Here is a 19,936-nt window from a genome sequence, read left to right as displayed (position 1 = left end):
GGAGCACATTTTTTTATGTTCCCCTCAAAGCCGTCATTTCTTAACTTAATGACATTGGGATTCACCGTGTTCCTGTTGTTGAAAAAGGAAAACTTGTTGGATTGATTACAGAAGGTATGATTTCTAATTCGGGTACAACGAATGCGACGAGCTTAAGCATATATGAATTAAATTATTTATTGTCAGAAACGACTGTAAGCACAGTGGTGGTAAAAACGTCATTTCTGTCGATGAAAATGAATTGATGGAATATGCAACACAGAAAATGTTGAAAAACAACATTGGATGTTTGCCGGTCACAAATGCTTCTGGCGAAGTTACAGGTATTGTAACGCAGAATGATGTGTTTAAATGTTTCTTGAATGTTCTTGGATGGGATGAAGTGGGTTCAAGAATTACGGTTGTCGTAAAAGATGAAATTGGTGCGATTGGTAAGCTGTCGGAAATTATTGCTGAAAATAAAGTGAATATCAATCATATTGGTGTGTATTCTTTTGAGGATGGAATTGCCAATCTGGTTATTCGTTGTGATACTATTGAACCAGATGATTTACAAGCAGATTTAGAGCGTAAAGGCTATAAAGTATTAGAGTGCTTCGTTCGTGATAAATAGAAAAAGGTCTAATTCATATGAATTAGGCCTTTATGCTTTTTCAGGTACAACAACGGCTAATCCGCCTAGTGCACTTTCTTTTAGTTCAATTGGAAGTTTCTTTCCTGTTAGATTCATGGTTTGTACAACCATATCAAAACTAACACGATTCTTTTTTACGTTACGCAAATATTTGGCAAGTCTTGCAGCATCCACGCTTCTTTGTGCAGCTATTGCATTTCTTTCAATACAAGGAATCATTACGTATCCGCCAACTGGATCGCATGTAAGTCCTAGATGGTGTTCTAATCCAATTTCAGCAGCACATTCAATTTGTTCGTTGTTTTGAAGTTGACAATAAGCGACAAAAGCAGCGCCCATAGAGCAGGCAGCACCAACTTCTGCTTGACATCCAGCTTTGGCACCTGAGATGGTTGCGTTTGTCTGAATTAGATTTCCAATCAATCCAGCGACTTTAAGTCCTTGGATAATTGTTTTTTTAGGATATTTTTGATCGTGATAGAAATGATATACAAGACTTGGTAAAACGCCACAGCTACCCATGGTCGGAGCTGTTACGACAATACCTCCACTGGCATTTTGTTCGTTGGCTGCATAGGCATAGCTACTTAGTAATAAACTGTTTTTATCTTGAATATCACTACAACTTTGTGCGGATTGGTGTAATGCATGGGCTACTCGATCAATTTTTAAGCTTCCAGGTAAAACACCAGTCTTCTTTAACCCGGTATTAACTGTTTTTAACATTTGTTTGAAGATTTGATTCATGTAAGAGTCAAAATCAGAATCTTCTACTTCATCGATATATTGGTCTAAACGTAAATGACGTTCATTACAATAGACTTGAATATCATCCATCTTTGTGTGTGGATAAATTTCTGGGTCTACATTTCCTTTTTTTCCATCGATTTCTATTTTACCGCCACCAATTGATACGAATGTATGTTTTGCAATTTTTGTATCCTTGTCAAATACTTCAATGATCATTGTGTTTGGGTGTTCAACAGGGGTTTTCATATCAAAAATGATCTCGCATTTACTAGTGCCTAACGTTTTTAATATAATTTTGTCTGTAAGGTGCCCTTTTCCTGTAAGTGCTAAAGAACCAAATAATGTAATTTTGAAGTTTGTAGCTTCTGGATACTGTTCATTGATATATTTAGAAGCCATCATTGGACCAAATGTGTGTGAACTGCTTGGACCTGGTCCGATTTTATAAATTGTCTTAATACTTTGCATGTTATTTTCCTTTCAGAATCTTAATATATTATATTGTATTTTTTTAAAAAGGGATATTAAAAAATTATATATTTATTAATAATTATTAAGATTTGTTTGTGTTAAAATATAGAGTGCTAGTAGTAGCGCTATAAGGGGAAAGGGAGATAATTGTGGTATTTTCTAGTTTGTTGTTTGTATTCGCATTTTTTACTCCACATCTGGTTGTATATTTTTTTGCACCCAATGGAAAAAAGAATTTGGTTTTGTTGATATCAAGTCTAATTTTCTATGCATGGGGGGGACCAAAATATTTATTATTGTTGATGTTGGAAACTTTTATTAGTTGGTATTTTGCTTTGAAAATGAGTGATTCAAAAAAATCAAAGCTCTATTTAATTCTTGCGTGTTGTTGTTTACTTGGATTGTTGGCGATTTTCAAATATACAGGTTTCTTTTTAAATAACTTAAAGTTTTTTATACATTGGCCTGATAAGATTCCAACTATTGTTTTACCGATTGGTATTTCGTTTTATACATTTCAATTGTTGTCATATGTTGTTGATGTATATAAAAAAGAGGTATCACCACAACAAGATTATTGGAAGTTATTATTGTATTCTAGTTTATTTCATCAATGTATTGCAGGGCCTATTGTTCGTTATGAAACAGTTCAAAATGAAATTGATAACAGAAAAGTCTCGTTTGAAGACGTATTTTATGGGTTTCGAAGATTTAGTATTGGATTAGCTAAAAAAGCAATTTTAGCCAATTCGTGTGCTTCTATTGCAGATACATTATTACCAGGAGGATTAGATGCCATTCATAATCAATCGGTTCTGGGAATTTGGCTATCTATGATTTGTTATATGCTACAAATTTATTTGGATTTCTCAGCATATTCTGATATGGCCATTGGAATGGGAAGGATGATTGGCTTTCATTATTTAGAAAACTTTAACTATCCATATATCGCAAAAAGTGTTCAAGATTTTTGGCGTAGATGGCATATTTCTTTAAGTTCATTTTTTAGAGACTATGTATATATTCCATTGGGCGGAAATCGTTGTAGCAAGAAAAAATGGATCCGTAATATGTTTGTGGTATGGTTTTTAACTGGGATGTGGCATGGAGCTAGCTGGAATTTCATTTTATGGGGTTTATATTATCTATGTTTCCTTTTATTGGAAAAATTTTATATAAAAGATCGAATGCCAGATATATGGAAACGTGTTTACACATTGCTCGTTATATTCTTTGGATGGATCATTTTTAAATATTCTGATTTATCACAATTAGGGGCTGTATTATTAGGATTATTTGGAATTGGTGTTTCTGGATTCTATAGTATGGAAGTTAAAACTATATTCTTAAGTAATGTTTTCTTCTTGATTTTCTCAATGTTAGCATGTACCACTTTAGGAAAATCATTACATAAATATTTGGTGAAGAAATCAAATACAGATAATGTGGTAATGGTTCTATATTCTATTTTCGCTGCGATTGTACCATTCACATTGATGTTTGTTTCGTTTTTGGCTTTATTGGGGAACAGTTACAATCCGTTCTTGTATTTCCAATTTTAGGGGGTAGTTATGAAACAGAAAAAACAATTTAAAATTTTGACTAAACTAGTAGCTGTTATTTTATGCTTATGCTTGATGTTTACAGGTTGTATTACAGGTGCTGCATTTTTTGTTAGACCTGCGACAAGTGATTTAGAAAAAAGAAAGCTAACAGAATTTCCAAAGTTCACGATGGCAACGTTTTTGAATGGGCAATATTTTAGCGATATTTCGATTTGGTATGCAGATACATATCCAATGAGAGATTCGTTGATGAATTTATCTCAAGAGATGAAAAATGTTTATGGAGTTCGCCAAAAGACTATGATGGTTGGAACAAAAAAAGAGGCGGATAAGATTCCTACAAAAAAGAAAAAAACAAAAAAAGTAGAACCTGTTCCAGTTCCTGAAGATTATTCATTTGATGAGGATATGCAAAACCAAATTTTATCAAATTTGTATGTAAAAAATGGTGCTGCATATAGTATGTATTATTTTGTTCAGGATTCAGCAGATTTATATATTAATGCCATGAATCGTTTTGCAAAGCGACTAAAAGGAACATCGAAAGTTTATTCATTATTGATTCCAAATAACTCGATTGTTCTGCCTGATGATGAATTGAAAAAATTAGGTGGTTCCGATATGAAACAGGCTATTAATTATTATTATAAGAATTATAAGAAGGTGACTGGAATTGATGACTATTCTTATATTGAAAAGGCCAAAGATCAATATCTATATTTTAGAACAGATCACCACTGGACTGCTTTAGGAGCTTATCAGGCATACAAAGCATTTTGTAAAGAAAAAGGCTGGAAACCAGAAGAATTAGATAGTTTTGAAACAAAGAGGTTTGAACCATTCCTTGGTACGGCATATGATCAATTGCGTCTTCCAGAAATGGAGGCTAATCCAGATTATGTGGATGCGTATATTCCACATGCGACAAATGATATGGTATATTGGGATGAAAATGGAAATGAGACTAACTACAACGTAATCGCGGATGTAAGTGATTGGTCAGAAGGGTCAGGTTACTATTGTTTTATTGGTGGAGATAATCCGTTGAGTGTGATTAAAAATCCAACAAAGGAAAAAGGCAAGTCGGTTTTATTGATTAAAGAATCGTTTGGTAACAGTTTTGCACCGTTCTTGGTGGATCATTACAAGACTGTGTATATAGCTGACTTTAGATGTTTAACTATGAATATTGTGGATTTCTGTAAAGAAAACAAAATCGATGATGTCATTTTTGAAAATAATATTTCAATAATTGGTAGTACGCAAGTTGCATCTACATATGATCAATTATCACGTGCTGGAGAATAAATAAAAAGACTGCAGAGGAATTAATCTTCTGCAGTTTCTTTTGCATATGAATCTAAATCATTTGGAAAATTGATTTTATTTAATTTTTTGATGCTAAGTTCGATTGAAATATCAATATCTGCACTTGCTTTATCTACGGTTTGTTTACCTGTAAAGCTTAAAATCATGTGTGAGATTTTTTCGTTTTTGATGGTTGCAACAAGTGTAGCATGATCTAGTTTAACGGATCCCATGTTATCGAGTAGTGTTGCTAATTTGCTTGTATTGACTTTAAATGTGTAGGTATCATTTTCTTTTTTAGAGGAATCAAATAATTTGCATAATTGATCGTCAGTTAAATCTAGAAATGGGTTGTATGTATTTAATTTTGAATTCTTTTTAAGTCCGATCTTATCGACTGTACTTTGGGTTTTTGTACCCATAGAATTTAAATATGTTTTTCCATCTTTAATGTAAAAGTTTAAAAAATTATTTTTCACATGATCGCCTGCAACTAAACCTATTGAAGTAGCAACTTGTAGATCTTCTTTTTGAAGAATTTGTGCATCAATATTCATTTTTGAATCTTTCATATCCAATGTTCCACTGATTTGGGCGCTTTTTAGATTTAATGTATTACCTAATGCATCAAAGAATGTAAGGATGTCATCATTGTTTTTTGAGTTTGAACATCCTGCAAGGCTAAGCGATAAAAAACAAGTTATAATTAGGGTTAAAAATTTTTTCATTCGGAACTCCTTTAAACGTTTATATTGTATGCACAATTAAAGGGAATGTCAAAATGGATAAATGAAAAAGCACCTACTTTGTGCAGGTGCTGAAAAAGGATAGGCAATATTTATAACTCATTTTTTAAATTTTGTCAAGTTTTTATTGACATTTGGTGGTTTTACTAGTAGTATAATAAATTGCATAATAGTGTGTGTTTTCAGGTGAAAACCACCTAGTATAGTACAAATTCGAACGAAAGGATGGCATGCATGGACAACAACAAAGCATATCGTATTGTCTCGTGTGGAAAAAAATCTTCCCGCCGAGATTACTCAAAGGTTAGTGGTAAATTAGAGTTACCTAATCTTGTCGAAATCCAGACAGATTCATTTAAATGGTTTACGCAACAAGGTATCCAAGAAGTATTTGAAGAAATCTATCCAATTGAAAACTATGGAAAAAACATTCGCTTAAATTTCCTTCGTTATCATTTTGAAGAACCAAAATATAACGCAGAAGAATCTATGTATAGAGAATGCAACTTTGCAGCACCTCTATATGCAGATATGGAATTAGAAGTTACAGACTCAGAAACTGGGGAAGTTGTAACTAAGAGTGAAGAAGTATATTTAGGGGATTTCCCTTTAATGACAGAAACTGGTACATTCATCATCAATGGTGCAGAACGTGTAATCGTTAGTCAGATCGTACGTTCTCCAGGAGCATATTTTGCGGACAGTTATGATGAAAAAACTGGTAAACAAAACTATAGCTGTGAATTAATTCCAAGTCGTGGTACTTGGTTAGAGTTTATGACTGAACAAAAGAAAACTACAAACGGACGTTTAATTAATGTTTCTATTGACCGTCGCCGTAAAGTATTATTCAGTATTTTATTCAAGGCGATTGGTATGTCTTTGAATATCGGAGTGAACGAAGATACTCACGATACATCAATGATGGAAACATTCCTTCGTGCAATGGGACGTAACTGGTCTGATGTAGCTACAGATGCAGAAGATCGCGAATACATGAATATGTATTTGTTGTTGTATACTGCTTTCTTCGGTAAATATGAAGAAATCGAAAACACTTTATTGAACGATAAAGTAAAAACAACGCAGGAAGCGTTACTTTCTTTCTATGAAAATCAAAGAAGTGATGAAATCCCTACATTAGATGGATCAATCACTTTGATGCAAGCTAAATTCTTTGATCACCGTCGTTATGACTTGACAAAAGCTGGTCGTTATAAATTACGTAAGAAATTAAATGCGATTGATCGTATGGCAGGTATGACACTTGCTCATGATATTGTTGATGTAAATGGCAACGTATTCATGGAAAAAGGTACTATGGTTCACCGTGATGAAAGAAATGCATTACGTGAAGAATTGGCTAAGGGTACTTATTGTGTCGCTTATCCATTCCGCTCAGAATTCCATGAAGAAGATATCGTTTCAATTCCAACAAGCTGGACTACAGGATTAATTGGTCGTGTATTAGCTAGTGATGTTGAAACAGAAGATGCTTATTTAGATGTTGGTACAGTATTAACTGAACAAGATGTTTTAGCAATCCAAAAGGCTGTTGAAAATGTTGATATTTTTGCAGGATTGTTTGCACAACCAGTTAAATTAACAGCCGAAAATATGGATTCTGTATTTAACTATGGTCAACGTTTATATGCTCTTGGACGTTTAACAAATGCTCAAGGTGAAGATATTGTTGATGCAGATATGGAATTAGTTGCGAACCGTTATATGGTTGGTGTAAGTCCAGATGCTATCGATAGTGATGTTGAAACACAAGTTAAACAACGTGCTTTAAGTGAAGATATCACAGCATGGTTGATTGGTGCATGTGTTCAAGAATTATATATTATTGACAATAATGGGGATGAAGTCCGTGTTGCTGGAAATGACCCATTCGCAAATAAACACACAATTACAGTTTCAGATATGTATGCATTCTTCTCATATAGCTTAAACGTTATGGAAGGTGTAGGAACAACAGATGATATCGATATGTTAGGTAACCGTCGTATTCGCTCTGTTGGTGAATTGATTCAGAACCAGTTCCGTATTGGTTTATCTCGTATGGAACGTGTCGTTAAAGAACGTATGTCAATTCAAGAAATGGATAGCTTAACTCCTAGAAAATTGACAAACATTCGTCCTTTGACAGCTGCAATTAAAGAATTCTTCTCTAGTTCACAGTTATCACAGTTCATGGATCAACAAAACCCTCTAGCTGAGTTGACAAATAAACGTCGTATTTCAGCCTTAGGTCCAGGTGGTATCAGTCGTGACCGTGCAAGTTTCGAAGTACGTGACGTTCACAACTCTCACTATGGTCGTATTTGTCCAATCGAAACGCCAGAAGGGCCAAACATCGGTTTGATCAATAACCTAACTACATATGCTCGTATCAATGAATATGGATTTATTCAAACGCCTTACCGTAAGGTAAATGCGGATGGTACTGTTAGTGAAGATACAGTTTACTTAAGCGCTGATGAAGAAGCAGATTATGTAATCGCTCAGGCCAATGAGGTTCGCGATGGTCATTTAGTAAATGAACGTGTTGTAGCTCGTAAGGCTGGTGAAACTATCATCGCTGATCGTAACGAAGTAGAACTTGCCGACGTCAGTCCAAAACAGATTGTATCTGTAGCGACTGCCTGTGTCCCATTCTTGGAAAACGATGACGCGTCTCGTGCCTTAATGGGTGCCAACATGCAGCGTCAGGCCGTTCCATTATTAGTTCCTCATTCACCTTATGTAGGTACTGGTATTGAATATAAAATTGCTAAGGATTCAGGTGTTGGTATTGTCGCAAAACAAGATGGTGTAGTTGAATATGTAGATGGTTTGCGTATTGTAGTTAAAGATAATGAAGGTGAAAACCACACTTATCAATTACGTAAGTTTGCTCGTTCAAACGCAAGCACTTGTATCAATCAACGTCCAATTGTAGAAGTTGGTGAAAAGGTTGAAAAAGGCGATATCTTAGCTGATGGTCCAAGTATGCAAAATGGAGAATTGGCTTTAGGTCAAAACGCTGTTATTGCATATACAACATGGCATGGATATAACTACGAGGATGCCATTATCATGTCAGAACGTATGGTTAGTGATGATGTATATACTTCAATCCACGTAGAAGAATATGATATTGACTGTCGTGAAACTAAGTTAGGTCCAGAAGAAATCACTCGTGATATTCCTAACGTTGGTGAAGCAGCAGTTCGTAAGTTAGATTCAAATGGTATCATCATGGTGGGTGCCGAAGTTAAAGAAGGAGATATCTTAGTTGGTAAGGTTACTCCAAAAGGACAAAGTGAAGTTAGTCCTGAAGAAAAATTATTATTGGCAATCTTTGGTGAAAAATCACGTGAAGTTCGTGACAATTCATTGAAAGTACCTCATGGTGGTGCTGGTATTGTTCATTCTATTCGTGTATTTAAACGTGGAGATGGATCGGATCTTCCTCCTGGAGTAAATATGCGTGTTAAAGTATATATCGTTCAGAAACGTAAGATTTCTGAAGGCGATAAGATGTCTGGTCGTCACGGTAACAAAGGTGTCATCTCTAAGATTTTACCTATCGAAGATATGCCATTTATGGCTGATGGACATCCAGTTGATATCTTGTTGAACCCATTCGGTGTACCTTCACGTATGAACATCGGACAGATCTTAGAAATCCACTTAGGTTACGCTGCTCGTAAATTAGGTGTTAAATTCTCTACTTCTGTATTTGATGGTTTATCAAATGAAGACTTACAAGATGTAATGCGCGAAGCAAGCATGACTGTCGATGGAAAACAGGTATTATATGATGGTCAAACTGGACAACCATTCGATGAACGTATTAGTGTCGGTGTAATGTACATGATTAAGTTGGCTCACATGGTTGACGATAAACTACATGCTCGTGCTACAGGTCCATATTCTTTAGTTACTCAGCAGCCATTGGGAGGTAAAGCTCAAAATGGTGGTCAAAGATTTGGAGAAATGGAAGTTTGGGCATTGGAAGCATATGGTGCTGCCCACACATTACAAGAAATCTTGACAATCAAATCGGATGATATTCAAGGTCGTATCAAGACTTATGAAGCCATCATTAAAGGTAAAGATATTCCAGAACCAGGTGTTCCAGAATCATTCCGTGTATTGATGCACGAATTACAAGGTTTAGCAATCGATATTCGTTTGTTAGATGAAAACAATAACGAGGTTGACATCACATTAGATGATGATGACCAGGACGTTCATCCAGCTCAACCTTTACCAGAACAAACACAAAAGGAAGAGCTAGTAGACGATATTGAAGAAGAAAATAACGAAGAAGAGGAGGCGTAGTATAAAATATGAGTATTAACAATTTTGCCTCGATTCAGGTTCGCTTAGCGAGTCCAGAAACGATTTTAAAATGGAGTCATGGTGAAGTAACAAAGCCTGAGACAATTAACTATCGTTCACAAAAAGCAGAACGTGATGGTTTATTCTGCGAACGCATTTTCGGTCCAACTAAGGACTGGGAATGTGCTTGTGGTAAATATAAAAAAGTACGTTTTAAAGGTGTTGTATGTGACCGTTGTGGTGTAGAAATCACAAAAGCAAGCGTAAGACGTGAGCGTATGGGCCACATCCACTTAGCTGCACCAGTAGCTCATATTTGGTACTTACGTGGTATTCCTAGCCGTATGGCATTGTTGTTGGATGTAACACCAAAACAATTGGAAGAAGTTGTATATTTCGTAAGCTATATTGTTACGGATCCAAAAGAATCTGGTTTAGCTTACAAACAAATTCTTTCTGAACGTGAATTCCGTGAAAACCAAGCTATTTATGGTTCAACAGGATTTACAGCTCAAACAGGTGCTGAAGCCGTACTACGTTTATTACAAGATGTTGATTTAGAATCTGAATATCAAGAAGTACAGGATGCGCTTGAAAAAGCACAAGGTGAAAAACGTAAGAAATTAATCAAACGTTTGGATACAATCAATGCATTCCGTAATAGTGAAAACTTACCAGAATGGATGATTCTGACTAACATTCCGGTAATACCACCTGATTTACGTCCAATGCTTCAATTGGATGGTGGTCGTTTTGCGACAAGTGATTTGAACGACTTATATCGTCGTGTTATCACTCGTAACAATCGTTTACGTAAATTGTTAGATTTGGGTACTCCAAATATTATCGTTCAAAACGAAAAGCGTATGTTACAGGAATCTGTAGATGCTTTAATTGACAATGGTCGTCGTTCAAAACCAATTACAGGTGCTGGTGGACGTGCATTAAAATCATTGTCTCATTCATTAAAAGGTAAACAAGGTCGTTTCCGTCAGAACTTATTAGGTAAGCGTGTTGACTTCTCTGGTCGTTCTGTAATTGCCGTTGGACCAGATTTGAAAATGTACCAATGTGGTATTCCACGTGAAATGGCAGTTAACTTGTTTAAACCATTTATCATTAATGAAATCGTAAACCAAGGATTAGCACAAAATCCTAAAAATGCAGAAAAATTAATCGAACGTCGTGATCCTCGTATCTGGGACGTTGTTGAAACTGTAATCGACGGATATCCTGTATTAATGAACCGTGCACCTACATTACACCGTTTGGGTATTCAGGCCTTCTTGCCTAAATTAGTAGAAGGACGTGCAATGCGTCTTCACCCATTAGTATGTACTGCGTTCAACGCCGACTTCGATGGTGACCAGATGGCCATCCACGTTCCATTAGGAGAAGAAGCTCGTGCTGAAGCATTAGTTATGATGCTTGGTTCTCACAATATCTTAGGTCCTAAAGATGGTAAACCTATCGTTACGCCAGGACAGGATATGGTTATGGGTAACTTCTATTTAACAATGGAAGAAACAAAAGAAGAATTCTTTGCAGAAGCTAAACACTACGAAGAAGTTGGCTGCCCATTAGAAGCAGCTCACTGGCACCGTTTTGGTGAAAGTGAAGGGCATGTATACACAGATGAAGATGAAGTTATGATGGCATACCAGTCGAAACAAGTTCATCTTCACACTCGTATCGCATTGCCTGTATGCAATATGCATAAAACATCGTTTGATGAAAAACATAAAAATGATTATTTAATTACAACAGTTGGTAAGATTGTGTTCAACTCAATGTTCCCTGAAGATTTCCCATATATTAATGAGGTATCAAAAGAAAACTTTATTAGTACTCCTGATAAATACTTTATTGCTCCAGGACAAAACATTAAAGAATACATCGAAGCTATGCCTTTAGTTGAAGCGGTTAAGAAAAAAGATTTAGGTAAAGTTATTGCCGAAGTCTTCAAACGTTATGATGCGGATCAAACTGCTGAAATTCTTGACCAAATCAAATCTTTAGGATTTGAATATTCAACAGTAGCTGGTATTACAGTTGCCTTGTCAGATATCGAAGTGGCTCCTCACAAAGATGAATATATCGATGAGGGTCGTGTTAAAGCCGATCAGTTGAAACACTTACAACGTAAAGGTATGTTGACAATGGAAGAATGGGAACGTCACTTATCTAAGATGTGGGATGATCAAAAAGACAAGATTGTAACATCATTGATGAAAAACTTGCCTCGTAAAAACCCAATCAACATGATGGCGACTTCTGGTGCTCGTGGTAACGCGTCAAACTTTACTCAGTTAGCTGGTATGCGTGGCTTAATGGCAAAACCTGGCCACGCTAAAGCTGGTGCTGGTGAATATGTACCAACCATCATAGAAGTTCCTATCTACTCTTGTTTCCGTGAAGGATTGAACGTAAGTGAGTTCTTTATCTCGACTCACGGTGTGCGTAAAGGTCTTACAGATACTGCCTTAAAGACAGCCGAATCTGGTTACTTAACTCGTCGTTTGGTTGATGTTGCCCAAGATGTAATTATCAAAGAAGATGATTGTGGTACAGATAAGGGGTACTGGATCGAAACATTAATGGATCGTAAAACAAACTCTGTTATCGAACCATTACAAGATCGTTTAGTTGGTCGTTATTCTAAACAAGATGTAACAGATCCAAAGACAGGTGAAATAATTATTGCGAGTGATGAATTCATCACTGATGAACTTGCTAAGAAAATTGTAGATGCAGGTGTTACAGGTATGTATATCCGTTCTGTATTTACTTGTAAGTCCCGTTTAGGTATTTGTCGTAAATGTTATGGACGTAACATGGCTACTGGTAAAGACGTTGAAGTTGGTGAAGCTATTGGTATCATGGCGGCTCAATCAATTGGTGAACCAGGTACACAGTTAACAATGCGTACATTCCATACAGGTGGTGTTGCCGGTGCCGGTGCAGAAGATATCACTCAAGGTTTGCCTCGTGTTGAAGAATTATTCGAAGCTCGTTGTCCAAAAGGTGTTGCGGTAATTGCTCAGATTTCAGGTGAAATTACTTCAATTGAACGTATTGAAGGAACAATGCGCCAAGAAGTTATTATCACAAACGAACACGAAAGTGTTTCTCATAAAATCAACGCGAACCAGTCTATGCGTCCATGGGTTCAAGTCGGTGCAAAGATTGAAGCCGGTGTTGCGTTGACTGAAGGTCCATTAGATCCAAAAGAATTATTACGTGTTGCTGGTGTACGTGAAGTTCAAGACTATATCTTGAAGGAGGTTAAGAAAGTATACCAAAGCCAAGGTATCGAAATTAGTGATAAGCACTTGGAAGTAATGATCAAACAGATGATGAAGAAAGTAATCATTGTAGATAGTGGAGATACTGATTTAAATGTTGGTGTTCAATTATCATTGAATTACATCACAAAAATCAATCGTAACGCATTGTTAAGCGGTAAAACTCCTGCTACATTCAAACCAATATTATTAGGTATTTCTAAGTCTTCTGTTGAAACAGATTCCTTCTTATCAGCTGCTTCATTCCAGGAAACTACAAAGGTTCTTACAGATGCGACTATTAAGGGTAAAGTTGACCACTTAATCGGTTTGAAAGAAAATGTTATTATTGGTAAGCTGATTCCTGCAGGTACTGGATGCCAGGGAGATCGTCCACAAAATCTAATTGTTGCAGAAAAGGCTAAAGAACTTCGTGACAAACGTATTGCACGTATGAAAGAAGTTCATGATGAAGAGTTCGACAAACTAGTATCAGGCTCTGATGATAGAGATATGATGGATAGTGTAGAAGCTTCAGTAGAAGAATCAATTTTACAAGATGCAGATACTGCAGACAATAATTCAATGGATATCCAATCTGAAGAATAAGAATATAAGGAGTAGGTAGATACCTATTCCTTTTCTTTAGGAGTAAAAATGGAAAAATATTTTAATTTAGGTAGAGCGTATTACACATATTTAAAAAGCAGCACAAAGAAAGATCAATGTACTGTTAGTGTAATATGTGATAATATTGATATTAAACATAACATAATGGATGGCTTATTGTTTTCAGGTGCCTTTATATATGATGGATACCAAGAAAATACAGACGGATCTATCATTGTTTGTGACGGAAACATTTCAGTTTATGGATGTGAATTGCCAGATTTAAAGTATGAGAATTATATATCCAATTCCAATGCCACTATAATAAAAAAGTAGGACAATTGTCCTACAAAATTTGAATATTATTTTTTAAACATGTATCGACCATGTCTTCAGGCCATAAGCTTGCCTGGACTTCTCCGATATGTGCTTTTTTAAGTAGAAGCATACATAGTCTGGATTGACCGATTCCTCCGCCTAAAGTGTATGGTAATTCTTTATTTAGAATGGCTTTATGGAAAGGTAATTCGCATCTTTCCAAACAGTTTTCTTTTTTCAATTGTTCTAATAATGTATCTTCATCCACTCGAATTCCCATAGAAGAGATTTCTAGAGCACTTTGTAGTGGTTCATACCAGAATAGGATATCTCCATTTAGTGTCCAGTCATCATAGTCTGGGGCTCGACCATCGTGTTTTTCATTGTTTGATAATTTATCACCAATTTGCATCACAAATACGCAACCATGTTCTTTTGTGATGGCATTTTCTCTTTCCTTTGCGTTCATATTTGGATACATATCTAATAGTTCCTGAGTTGTGATAAAGAAAATTTCATCAGGTAAATGATTAACTGCCTGAGGGTATTTGTACCAAACTTCATGTTCCATATGCTTGATGACTTTAAAGATAGTACGTACATGTTGTACTAATGTTTCTTTTGTGCGTTCATTTTTAGAAATGATTTTTTCCCAATCCCATTGATCGACATAAGTAGAATGAATGTTATCTAATTCTTCATCTTTACGAATGGCATTCATATTTGTATATAAGCCTTCATGTAATTTAAAGCCATATTGCTTTAAAGCCATACGTTTCCATTTTGCTAAAGAGTGCACAACTTCCATTTGTTCACCAGGAAGTTCGTTCATGGTAAAAGATACGGGTTTTTCTGTACCATTTAAGTTGTCGTTTAAACCAGAACTTTGTGTAACATATAAGGGTGCTGAAATTCTTGATAAATTTAATTCTTTACCAAATTCATATTGAAATGTATCACGGATATATTTAATAGCTTCTTGTGTCTCTCTAACAGTTAATACTGGATCGTAGTTTTTAGGTATAATAAGTTTCATACTTTCATCTCCTTAATGTAAGTATTGTATCACAAAATATGAAAAGATTTTCAATTTATTTTGTGATAAAATCATTTTATGAATATTCTATTTTCAATTAACGCAAAATTCATAGATTTGACAAAGACATGTATACGTTCCATCATTCGGTTTGACAAAAATATTGATTTCTATATTTTGCATCATGACTTAAATCAAAAACACATGTATGATTTAAGACGTTCTTTTTTTGAATGTACTTTTCATTTTATAGAAGTAAAGGAAGAAGAATTTAAGGGGTTTCCTATTTCATCTCGATATCCTCTAGAAATTTATTATCGATTATTCGCTTCGGATTTGTTGCCTAAGACATTGGATCGAATTCTTTACTTGGATGTGGATATTGTTGTGATTCAAAGTTTAAGGGAATTGTATAACATGGATTTTGAAGGTAATTTTTATATCGCTTCGAGTCATGTAAATGAGCGTATGACGCATTTAAATGCGAAAAGATTAGGGCTAAAAGAGGATGTACCATATATCAATACTGGGGTTTTGTTGATGAATTTAGAATTATTGCGTAAACAATTAAATAAGCAAGATATTTTAAATTATGTGAATGCACATAAGAAAAATCTTGTACTTTTTGATCAAGATGTATTGACGGCATTATATGGAGATAAGACAAAACTAGTAGATTCTCGTAAATATAATTTGAGTGAGAGAATGATGAATTTCTATAATCTAAGAAATCCAAGAAGTAGGATAGATCTTGATTGGGTGAAACAGAATAGTGTTATCATACATTATTGCGGAAGAATGAAGCCTTGGAAAGGTAAATATATAGGATGTTTAGATTGTTTTTATAGGGAGTTGGAAAAATGAGAGATAGGTTTTCAAATCGTTTAGGATTTATTTTAATTAGCGCAGGATGCGCAATAGGAATTGGCAATGTTTGGCGCTTTCCATATATTGTAGGACAATATGGAGGTGCTGCATTTGTCTTGATATATTTATTTTTTCTAGTCATATTAGGATTGCCAGTTATGGTTATGGAGTATTCGGTAGGACGTGCCAGTCAAAAAAGTGCAGCACTTTCTTTTGATGTATTAGAGCCAAAAGGAACAAAATGGCATTTTATGAAGTATGTGGCAATGGCAGGAAATTATATACTGATGATGTTTTATACTTCGGTTTGTGGATGGTTGTTTTATTATTTCTACAAAATGTTGATAGGGGATTTTAATGGATTAAATGTTGGGCAAATTAATAACGAATTTGGCTTAATGTTGTCAAATCCCTTGATTCAAGTAGGTATGATGTTTCTAGTTGTTTGTATTGGTTTTTTCATTTGTTCAAAAGGCTTGCAGAATGGTGTGGAAAAAGTATCAAAGTATATGATGTTGAGTTTATTGGCGTTGATGCTTGTGCTAGCTGTTCGTTCACTCATTTTGCCAGGGGCTATGGAGGGCGTAAAGTTTTACTTGTTGCCTGATTTTTCAAAGATGCAAAATGTATCGGATGTCGTATTCGCGGCCATGGGTCAAGCTTTCTTTACTTTGAGTTTAGGAATTGGTGCTATTGCGATATTTGGAAGTTACATTGATAAAGGTAAGAAGTTAACATCTGAGGCCATTACAGTTGTGTGTTTAGATACATTTGTTGCATTGGTTGCAGGCTTTATTGTGATTCCTTCTTGTTTTGCGTATAATGTGGATCCTGGGCAAGGGCCTGGATTGATTTTCCAAACATTACCTAATATCTTTGTGAATATGCAGTTTGGAAATATTTGGGGTGCTTTGTTCTTTTTGTTTTTGAGTTTTGCCGCATTAACTACAATTATTGCGGTATTTGAAAATATCATCACGATGACAATGGAATGGACAGGATGGTCTCATTCAAAAACAATCAAAGTAAGTTTTGTGCTTGTTTTTGTGTTATCTTTACCATGTGCATTAGGATTTAATGTATTATCTTTTGTTCAACCTTTAGGTGCTGGTTCAACCATTCAAGATTTAGAAGATTTTATTGTATCGAATAATCTATTACCTTTAGGATCACTTTGCTATGTATTGTTTTGTACATCTAAATATGGATGGGGATTTAAAAACTTCTTAAAGGAAGCTAATTGCGGAGAGGGAATTTCTTTTCCTAAACAAGTTGGTTTCTATGTTTCATATATCATTCCTGTCATTATTTTGGTAATATTTATACAGGGATATATCTCTAAATTTTTGTAGGAGGAGCCATTATGATTAAAAAGAGAAAAGTAGTTATTGTTGGTGCAGGAAATGTAGGTGCAAGTACAGCTTTTTGCATGATCAATCAAGGGATTTGCGATGAAATTGTATTAATTGATATGAATACAGAAAGGGCTAAAGGTGAAACATTAGATATGATTCATAGTATTGCCTTTATGAATCGTAATATGGAAATTAAATTAGGTGATTATACAGACTGCAAAGATGCAGATGTTTTGGTTATTACCGCAAGTGCTCCAATGGGCAAGGAAAACGATCGTTTAGTGGCTTTAAAATCAAGCTCTAAGATTGTTACAAGTATTGTTTCGAGTGCTATAGAAAATGGATTTGATGGGTTTATTGTAGTTGTTTCAAATCCAGTCGATATTATGACTTATGTGGCTTATAAGGTTTCTGGTTTACCAGCAAATCAAATCATTGGTTCAGGAACGTTATTAGATTCAGCTCGTTTACAATGTCATATTGCTGATTGTATTGATGTAGATCCAAAGAGTATTCATGCTTATGTTTTAGGTGAACATGGGGATAGTGAAATGATTCCATGGAGTACAGTTCGTGTGGGTGGTAAAGACATTTACCAAATCATTAAAGATAATCCAACACGCATGAATGAGGGGATGTTTGAAAGTATTCATGAAGCGGTAAAGAAAGATGGTTGGGAAATCTTCAATCGTAAAGGAAATACATGTTATGGTATTGCCGCAAGTACAACACGTATTGTTCGTGCATTGATGTTTAATGAATCCGTAGTACTTCCTATTTCTACGTATTTAGATGGTCAATATGGACAAGATGGTGTATTCACAAGTGTACCGGCTATTTTAGATGCGACAGGTGTCAAAGAGGTTGTTGAGATTGAAATGACAAAAGAAGAAAAAGAGCAGTTTGATGCTTCTTGTAGTCATCTACAAAGTTTTTACAAGGAAGTTTAAGCTTCCTTTTCTTTTAGTGGTGTAGGAGGTGTTAGGGTTGGCACAAGGACAAAAGTTAATGACATCTGGATCGATTCCTAAGCAGATGGTTTTCTTTGCGTTACCTATTTTATTAGGAAATTTATTTCAGCAATTATACAATACTGTGGATTCCTTAATTGTTGGAAACTTTTTGGGGAGTCAGGCACTTGCAGCGGTGAGTTCAAGTGGAAACATTATATTCTTGATGATTGGCTTCTTTAATGGGGTTGCGATTGGTGCAGGTGTAGTCATTTCGCGTTATTTTGGCGCAAGAGAAATAGAGCGTATGCAAAATGCGATTCATACAACGGTTGCGTTTGGATTAATTGTAAGTTTTATTATGACACTTATTGGTGTTTTCTTTACACCTACATTGCTTCGTTGGATGGGAACTCCAGATAGTGTGATGGCAGCTTCGGTAACTTATTTTAAAATATATTTTTTAGGTTCTTTTGGATCGATAATGTATAACTTTTTTGTAGGAATATTGCAGGCTGTAGGAGATAGTAAGCATTCGTTATATTATTTGATTGTATCAAGTGTAGTGAATGTTGTCTTAGACTTATTCTTTATTGCGGTACTTAAGATGGGTGTTGGATCGGCTGCTTTAGCTACAATTATTTCGCAATATATTTCAGCAGGTCTTTGTCTCAATTTATTGTTGACGACAAAGGGAACGCATCGTATTGTTCCTTCTAAAGTGAAAATTCATAAAGAGCTTTTAGGTGAGATTTTGAAGTATGGTTTGCCAAGTGGATTTCAGAATTCAATTATTGGTCTAGCTAATGTTGTAGTTCAATCGAATATCAACTCTTTTGGCGATATGGCGATGGCTGGATGTGGAGCTTATTCTAAGATTGAAGGATTTGCGTTCTTGCCGATCACTAGCTTTACAATGGCGCTTACAACGTTTGTCGGACAGAATTTAGGGGCTCGCCAATATGATCGTGTTTTAAAGGGTGCTAAGTTTGGTATGATTTGCTCGATGACTTTGGCAGAAATTATTGGTGTAATCATCTTTGTTTTTGGTCCTCAGTTTGTTGCAGCCTTTGACGCAACACCCGAAGTTATTCATTTTGGTACTTTGCGTGGACAAACGAGTGCTTTCTTCTTTTGTTTATTAGCGTATTCACATTGTGTGTCGGCTATTTTAAGAGGGGCTGGGAAGTCAATGGTTCCAATGATTGTAATGATGGTTTGTTGGTGTTTTGTGCGTGTTACAGGTCTTACAATCATGGGGGCTTTAGTGCATAATATTTGGTGTGTATATTGGATTTATCCAATTACTTGGTCTTTATCAAGTATCACGTTCTTTATTTATTATCATAGGGTAGATTGGCTTCATGCATAAATTTGACAACTGAATTTAATAAGTGATAGACTTATATCGAGGTAGATAGTTATGAAATCAATGTTAGAAGAATTAAAAGATGTAAAAATAAAAAAACACACAGTTACATCTATTGAATATGATTGCAAGTCTGAAGAAAAAGAGGACGCAGTATTTGATCAGGTTCATAATATTGTCACAAATCATTTAGATGACTTCACAAAAATCACTTTTGATGTGGAAGCGGATCACAAAGTAAAAGTAGAAATTAGTGAAAACTAGTTGGACCATTTTAAAAAATGGTCTCAGATTGTTGACAAAAGCCTATACCTTTTCGTAAGGGCATAGGCTTTTTATTGT

The 19,936-nt window shown here is 35.3% G+C and carries 14 protein-coding genes; 11 read left to right on the top strand and 3 right to left on the bottom strand.

Going from position 1 to position 19,936, the window contains the following annotated elements:
• Positions 1-244: 244 nt before the first annotated feature.
• Complete coding sequence (locus tag LJE08_RS09085; protein WP_238636002.1) at positions 245-613, top strand: ACT domain-containing protein; 369 nt, start codon at positions 245-247, stop codon at positions 611-613.
• Between the two features lie 30 nt (positions 614-643).
• Here LJE08_RS09085 and LJE08_RS09080 read toward each other — a convergent pair whose 3' ends face one another.
• Positions 644-1,852, bottom strand: coding sequence for an L-serine ammonia-lyase, iron-sulfur-dependent, subunit alpha (locus tag LJE08_RS09080; RefSeq protein WP_117926804.1), 1,209 nt, complete (start codon positions 1,850-1,852; stop codon positions 644-646).
• 152 nt (positions 1,853-2,004) lie between these two features.
• Between LJE08_RS09080 and LJE08_RS09075 the strand changes: the two genes are divergently transcribed.
• Together LJE08_RS09075 and LJE08_RS09070 are read left to right on the top strand one after the other, a co-directional pair.
• Positions 2,005-3,417 carry an MBOAT family O-acyltransferase gene (locus LJE08_RS09075; RefSeq protein WP_227402994.1) on the top strand — a complete coding sequence of 471 codons (1,413 nt, stop codon included), beginning with the start codon at positions 2,005-2,007 and terminating at the stop codon, positions 3,415-3,417.
• 9 nt (positions 3,418-3,426) lie between these two features.
• The gene (locus tag LJE08_RS09070; protein WP_227402993.1) at positions 3,427-4,728 is read left to right on the top strand and encodes a DHHW family protein; all 1,302 of its coding nucleotides are present in this window, start codon (positions 3,427-3,429) and stop codon (positions 4,726-4,728) included.
• A gap of 20 nt (positions 4,729-4,748) precedes the next feature.
• Here the strand turns inward: LJE08_RS09070 and LJE08_RS09065 are convergent, their stop codons facing one another.
• Positions 4,749-5,456: a hypothetical protein gene (locus LJE08_RS09065; protein ID WP_227402992.1), complete on the bottom strand. Its 708-nt coding sequence runs from the start codon at positions 5,454-5,456 to the stop codon at positions 4,749-4,751.
• A gap of 252 nt (positions 5,457-5,708) precedes the next feature.
• Between LJE08_RS09065 and LJE08_RS09060 the strand changes: the two genes are divergently transcribed.
• From LJE08_RS09060 to LJE08_RS09050, 3 genes are read left to right on the top strand one after another with little or no spacing between them, the layout of a single operon-like run.
• Positions 5,709-9,806 carry a DNA-directed RNA polymerase subunit beta gene (locus LJE08_RS09060; RefSeq protein ID WP_227402991.1) on the top strand — a complete coding sequence of 1,366 codons (4,098 nt, stop codon included), beginning with the start codon at positions 5,709-5,711 and terminating at the stop codon, positions 9,804-9,806.
• 8 nt (positions 9,807-9,814) lie between these two features.
• Positions 9,815-13,699 carry a DNA-directed RNA polymerase subunit beta' gene (gene rpoC, locus LJE08_RS09055; RefSeq protein WP_227402990.1) on the top strand — a complete coding sequence of 1,295 codons (3,885 nt, stop codon included), beginning with the start codon at positions 9,815-9,817 and terminating at the stop codon, positions 13,697-13,699.
• A gap of 48 nt (positions 13,700-13,747) precedes the next feature.
• Positions 13,748-14,035, top strand: a complete 288-nt coding sequence (locus tag LJE08_RS09050) for a hypothetical protein (RefSeq protein ID WP_186999376.1) — start codon at positions 13,748-13,750, stop codon at positions 14,033-14,035.
• 10 nt (positions 14,036-14,045) lie between these two features.
• Here LJE08_RS09050 and asnA read toward each other — a convergent pair whose 3' ends face one another.
• Positions 14,046-15,053, bottom strand: a complete 1,008-nt coding sequence (gene asnA / locus LJE08_RS09045) for an aspartate--ammonia ligase (protein ID WP_186999377.1) — start codon at positions 15,051-15,053, stop codon at positions 14,046-14,048.
• Positions 15,054-15,131: 78 nt separating this feature from the next.
• Here asnA and LJE08_RS09040 point away from each other — a divergent pair, with 78 nt between their 5' ends.
• Genes LJE08_RS09040 through LJE08_RS09020 form a run of 5 tightly spaced genes read left to right on the top strand, consistent with a single transcriptional unit; the run spans position 15,132 to position 19,858 of the window.
• A complete protein-coding gene (locus LJE08_RS09040; protein ID WP_117925726.1) occupies positions 15,132-15,917 on the top strand; it encodes a glycosyltransferase family 8 protein in 786 nt (261 codons plus the stop codon).
• Positions 15,914-17,272: a sodium-dependent transporter gene (locus LJE08_RS09035; RefSeq protein WP_217256569.1), complete on the top strand. Its 1,359-nt coding sequence runs from the start codon at positions 15,914-15,916 to the stop codon at positions 17,270-17,272. Before LJE08_RS09040 ends, LJE08_RS09035 begins: the two co-directional genes overlap by 4 nt.
• A gap of 11 nt (positions 17,273-17,283) precedes the next feature.
• The gene (locus LJE08_RS09030) at positions 17,284-18,225 is read left to right on the top strand and encodes an L-lactate dehydrogenase (protein ID WP_118114279.1); all 942 of its coding nucleotides are present in this window, start codon (positions 17,284-17,286) and stop codon (positions 18,223-18,225) included.
• A 58-nt stretch (positions 18,226-18,283) separates the two neighbouring features.
• Positions 18,284-19,597 (top strand): MATE family efflux transporter, encoded by a 1,314-nt coding sequence (locus tag LJE08_RS09025; RefSeq protein ID WP_217256570.1) that lies wholly within the window; start codon positions 18,284-18,286, stop codon positions 19,595-19,597.
• Between the two features lie 51 nt (positions 19,598-19,648).
• Positions 19,649-19,858, top strand: coding sequence for a hypothetical protein (locus tag LJE08_RS09020; RefSeq protein ID WP_117925723.1), 210 nt, complete (start codon positions 19,649-19,651; stop codon positions 19,856-19,858).
• The last annotated feature ends 78 nt before the right edge of the window (positions 19,859-19,936 follow it).

Source organism: Holdemanella sp. DFI.5.55, assembly GCF_020593575.1.
Classification (GTDB): Bacteria; Bacillota_I; Bacilli_A; order Erysipelotrichales; family Erysipelotrichaceae; genus Holdemanella; species Holdemanella hominis.
Note: the sequence above shows the minus strand (reverse complement) of the source record. Positions and strands in the feature narration are given on the sequence as shown.

Bases quoted from the DNA above. Each gene is read 5' to 3' on its own strand.
- LJE08_RS09085 (WP_238636002.1), top strand. From the start codon at position 245: ATGGAATATGCAACACAGAAAATGTTGAAAAACAACATTGGATGTTTG.
- LJE08_RS09080 (WP_117926804.1), bottom strand. From the start codon at position 1,852: ATGCAAAGTATTAAGACAATTTATAAAATCGGACCAGGTCCAAGCAGT.
- LJE08_RS09070 (WP_227402993.1), top strand. From the start codon at position 3,427: ATGAAACAGAAAAAACAATTTAAAATTTTGACTAAACTAGTAGCTGTT.
- LJE08_RS09065 (WP_227402992.1), bottom strand. From the start codon at position 5,456: ATGAAAAAATTTTTAACCCTAATTATAACTTGTTTTTTATCGCTTAGC.
- LJE08_RS09060 (WP_227402991.1), top strand. From the start codon at position 5,709: ATGGACAACAACAAAGCATATCGTATTGTCTCGTGTGGAAAAAAATCT.
- rpoC (WP_227402990.1), top strand. From the start codon at position 9,815: ATGAGTATTAACAATTTTGCCTCGATTCAGGTTCGCTTAGCGAGTCCA.
- LJE08_RS09050 (WP_186999376.1), top strand. From the start codon at position 13,748: ATGGAAAAATATTTTAATTTAGGTAGAGCGTATTACACATATTTAAAA.
- asnA (WP_186999377.1), bottom strand. From the start codon at position 15,053: ATGAAACTTATTATACCTAAAAACTACGATCCAGTATTAACTGTTAGA.
- LJE08_RS09040 (WP_117925726.1), top strand. From the start codon at position 15,132: ATGAATATTCTATTTTCAATTAACGCAAAATTCATAGATTTGACAAAG.
- LJE08_RS09035 (WP_217256569.1), top strand. From the start codon at position 15,914: ATGAGAGATAGGTTTTCAAATCGTTTAGGATTTATTTTAATTAGCGCA.
- LJE08_RS09030 (WP_118114279.1), top strand. From the start codon at position 17,284: ATGATTAAAAAGAGAAAAGTAGTTATTGTTGGTGCAGGAAATGTAGGT.
- LJE08_RS09025 (WP_217256570.1), top strand. From the start codon at position 18,284: ATGACATCTGGATCGATTCCTAAGCAGATGGTTTTCTTTGCGTTACCT.
- LJE08_RS09020 (WP_117925723.1), top strand. From the start codon at position 19,649: ATGAAATCAATGTTAGAAGAATTAAAAGATGTAAAAATAAAAAAACAC.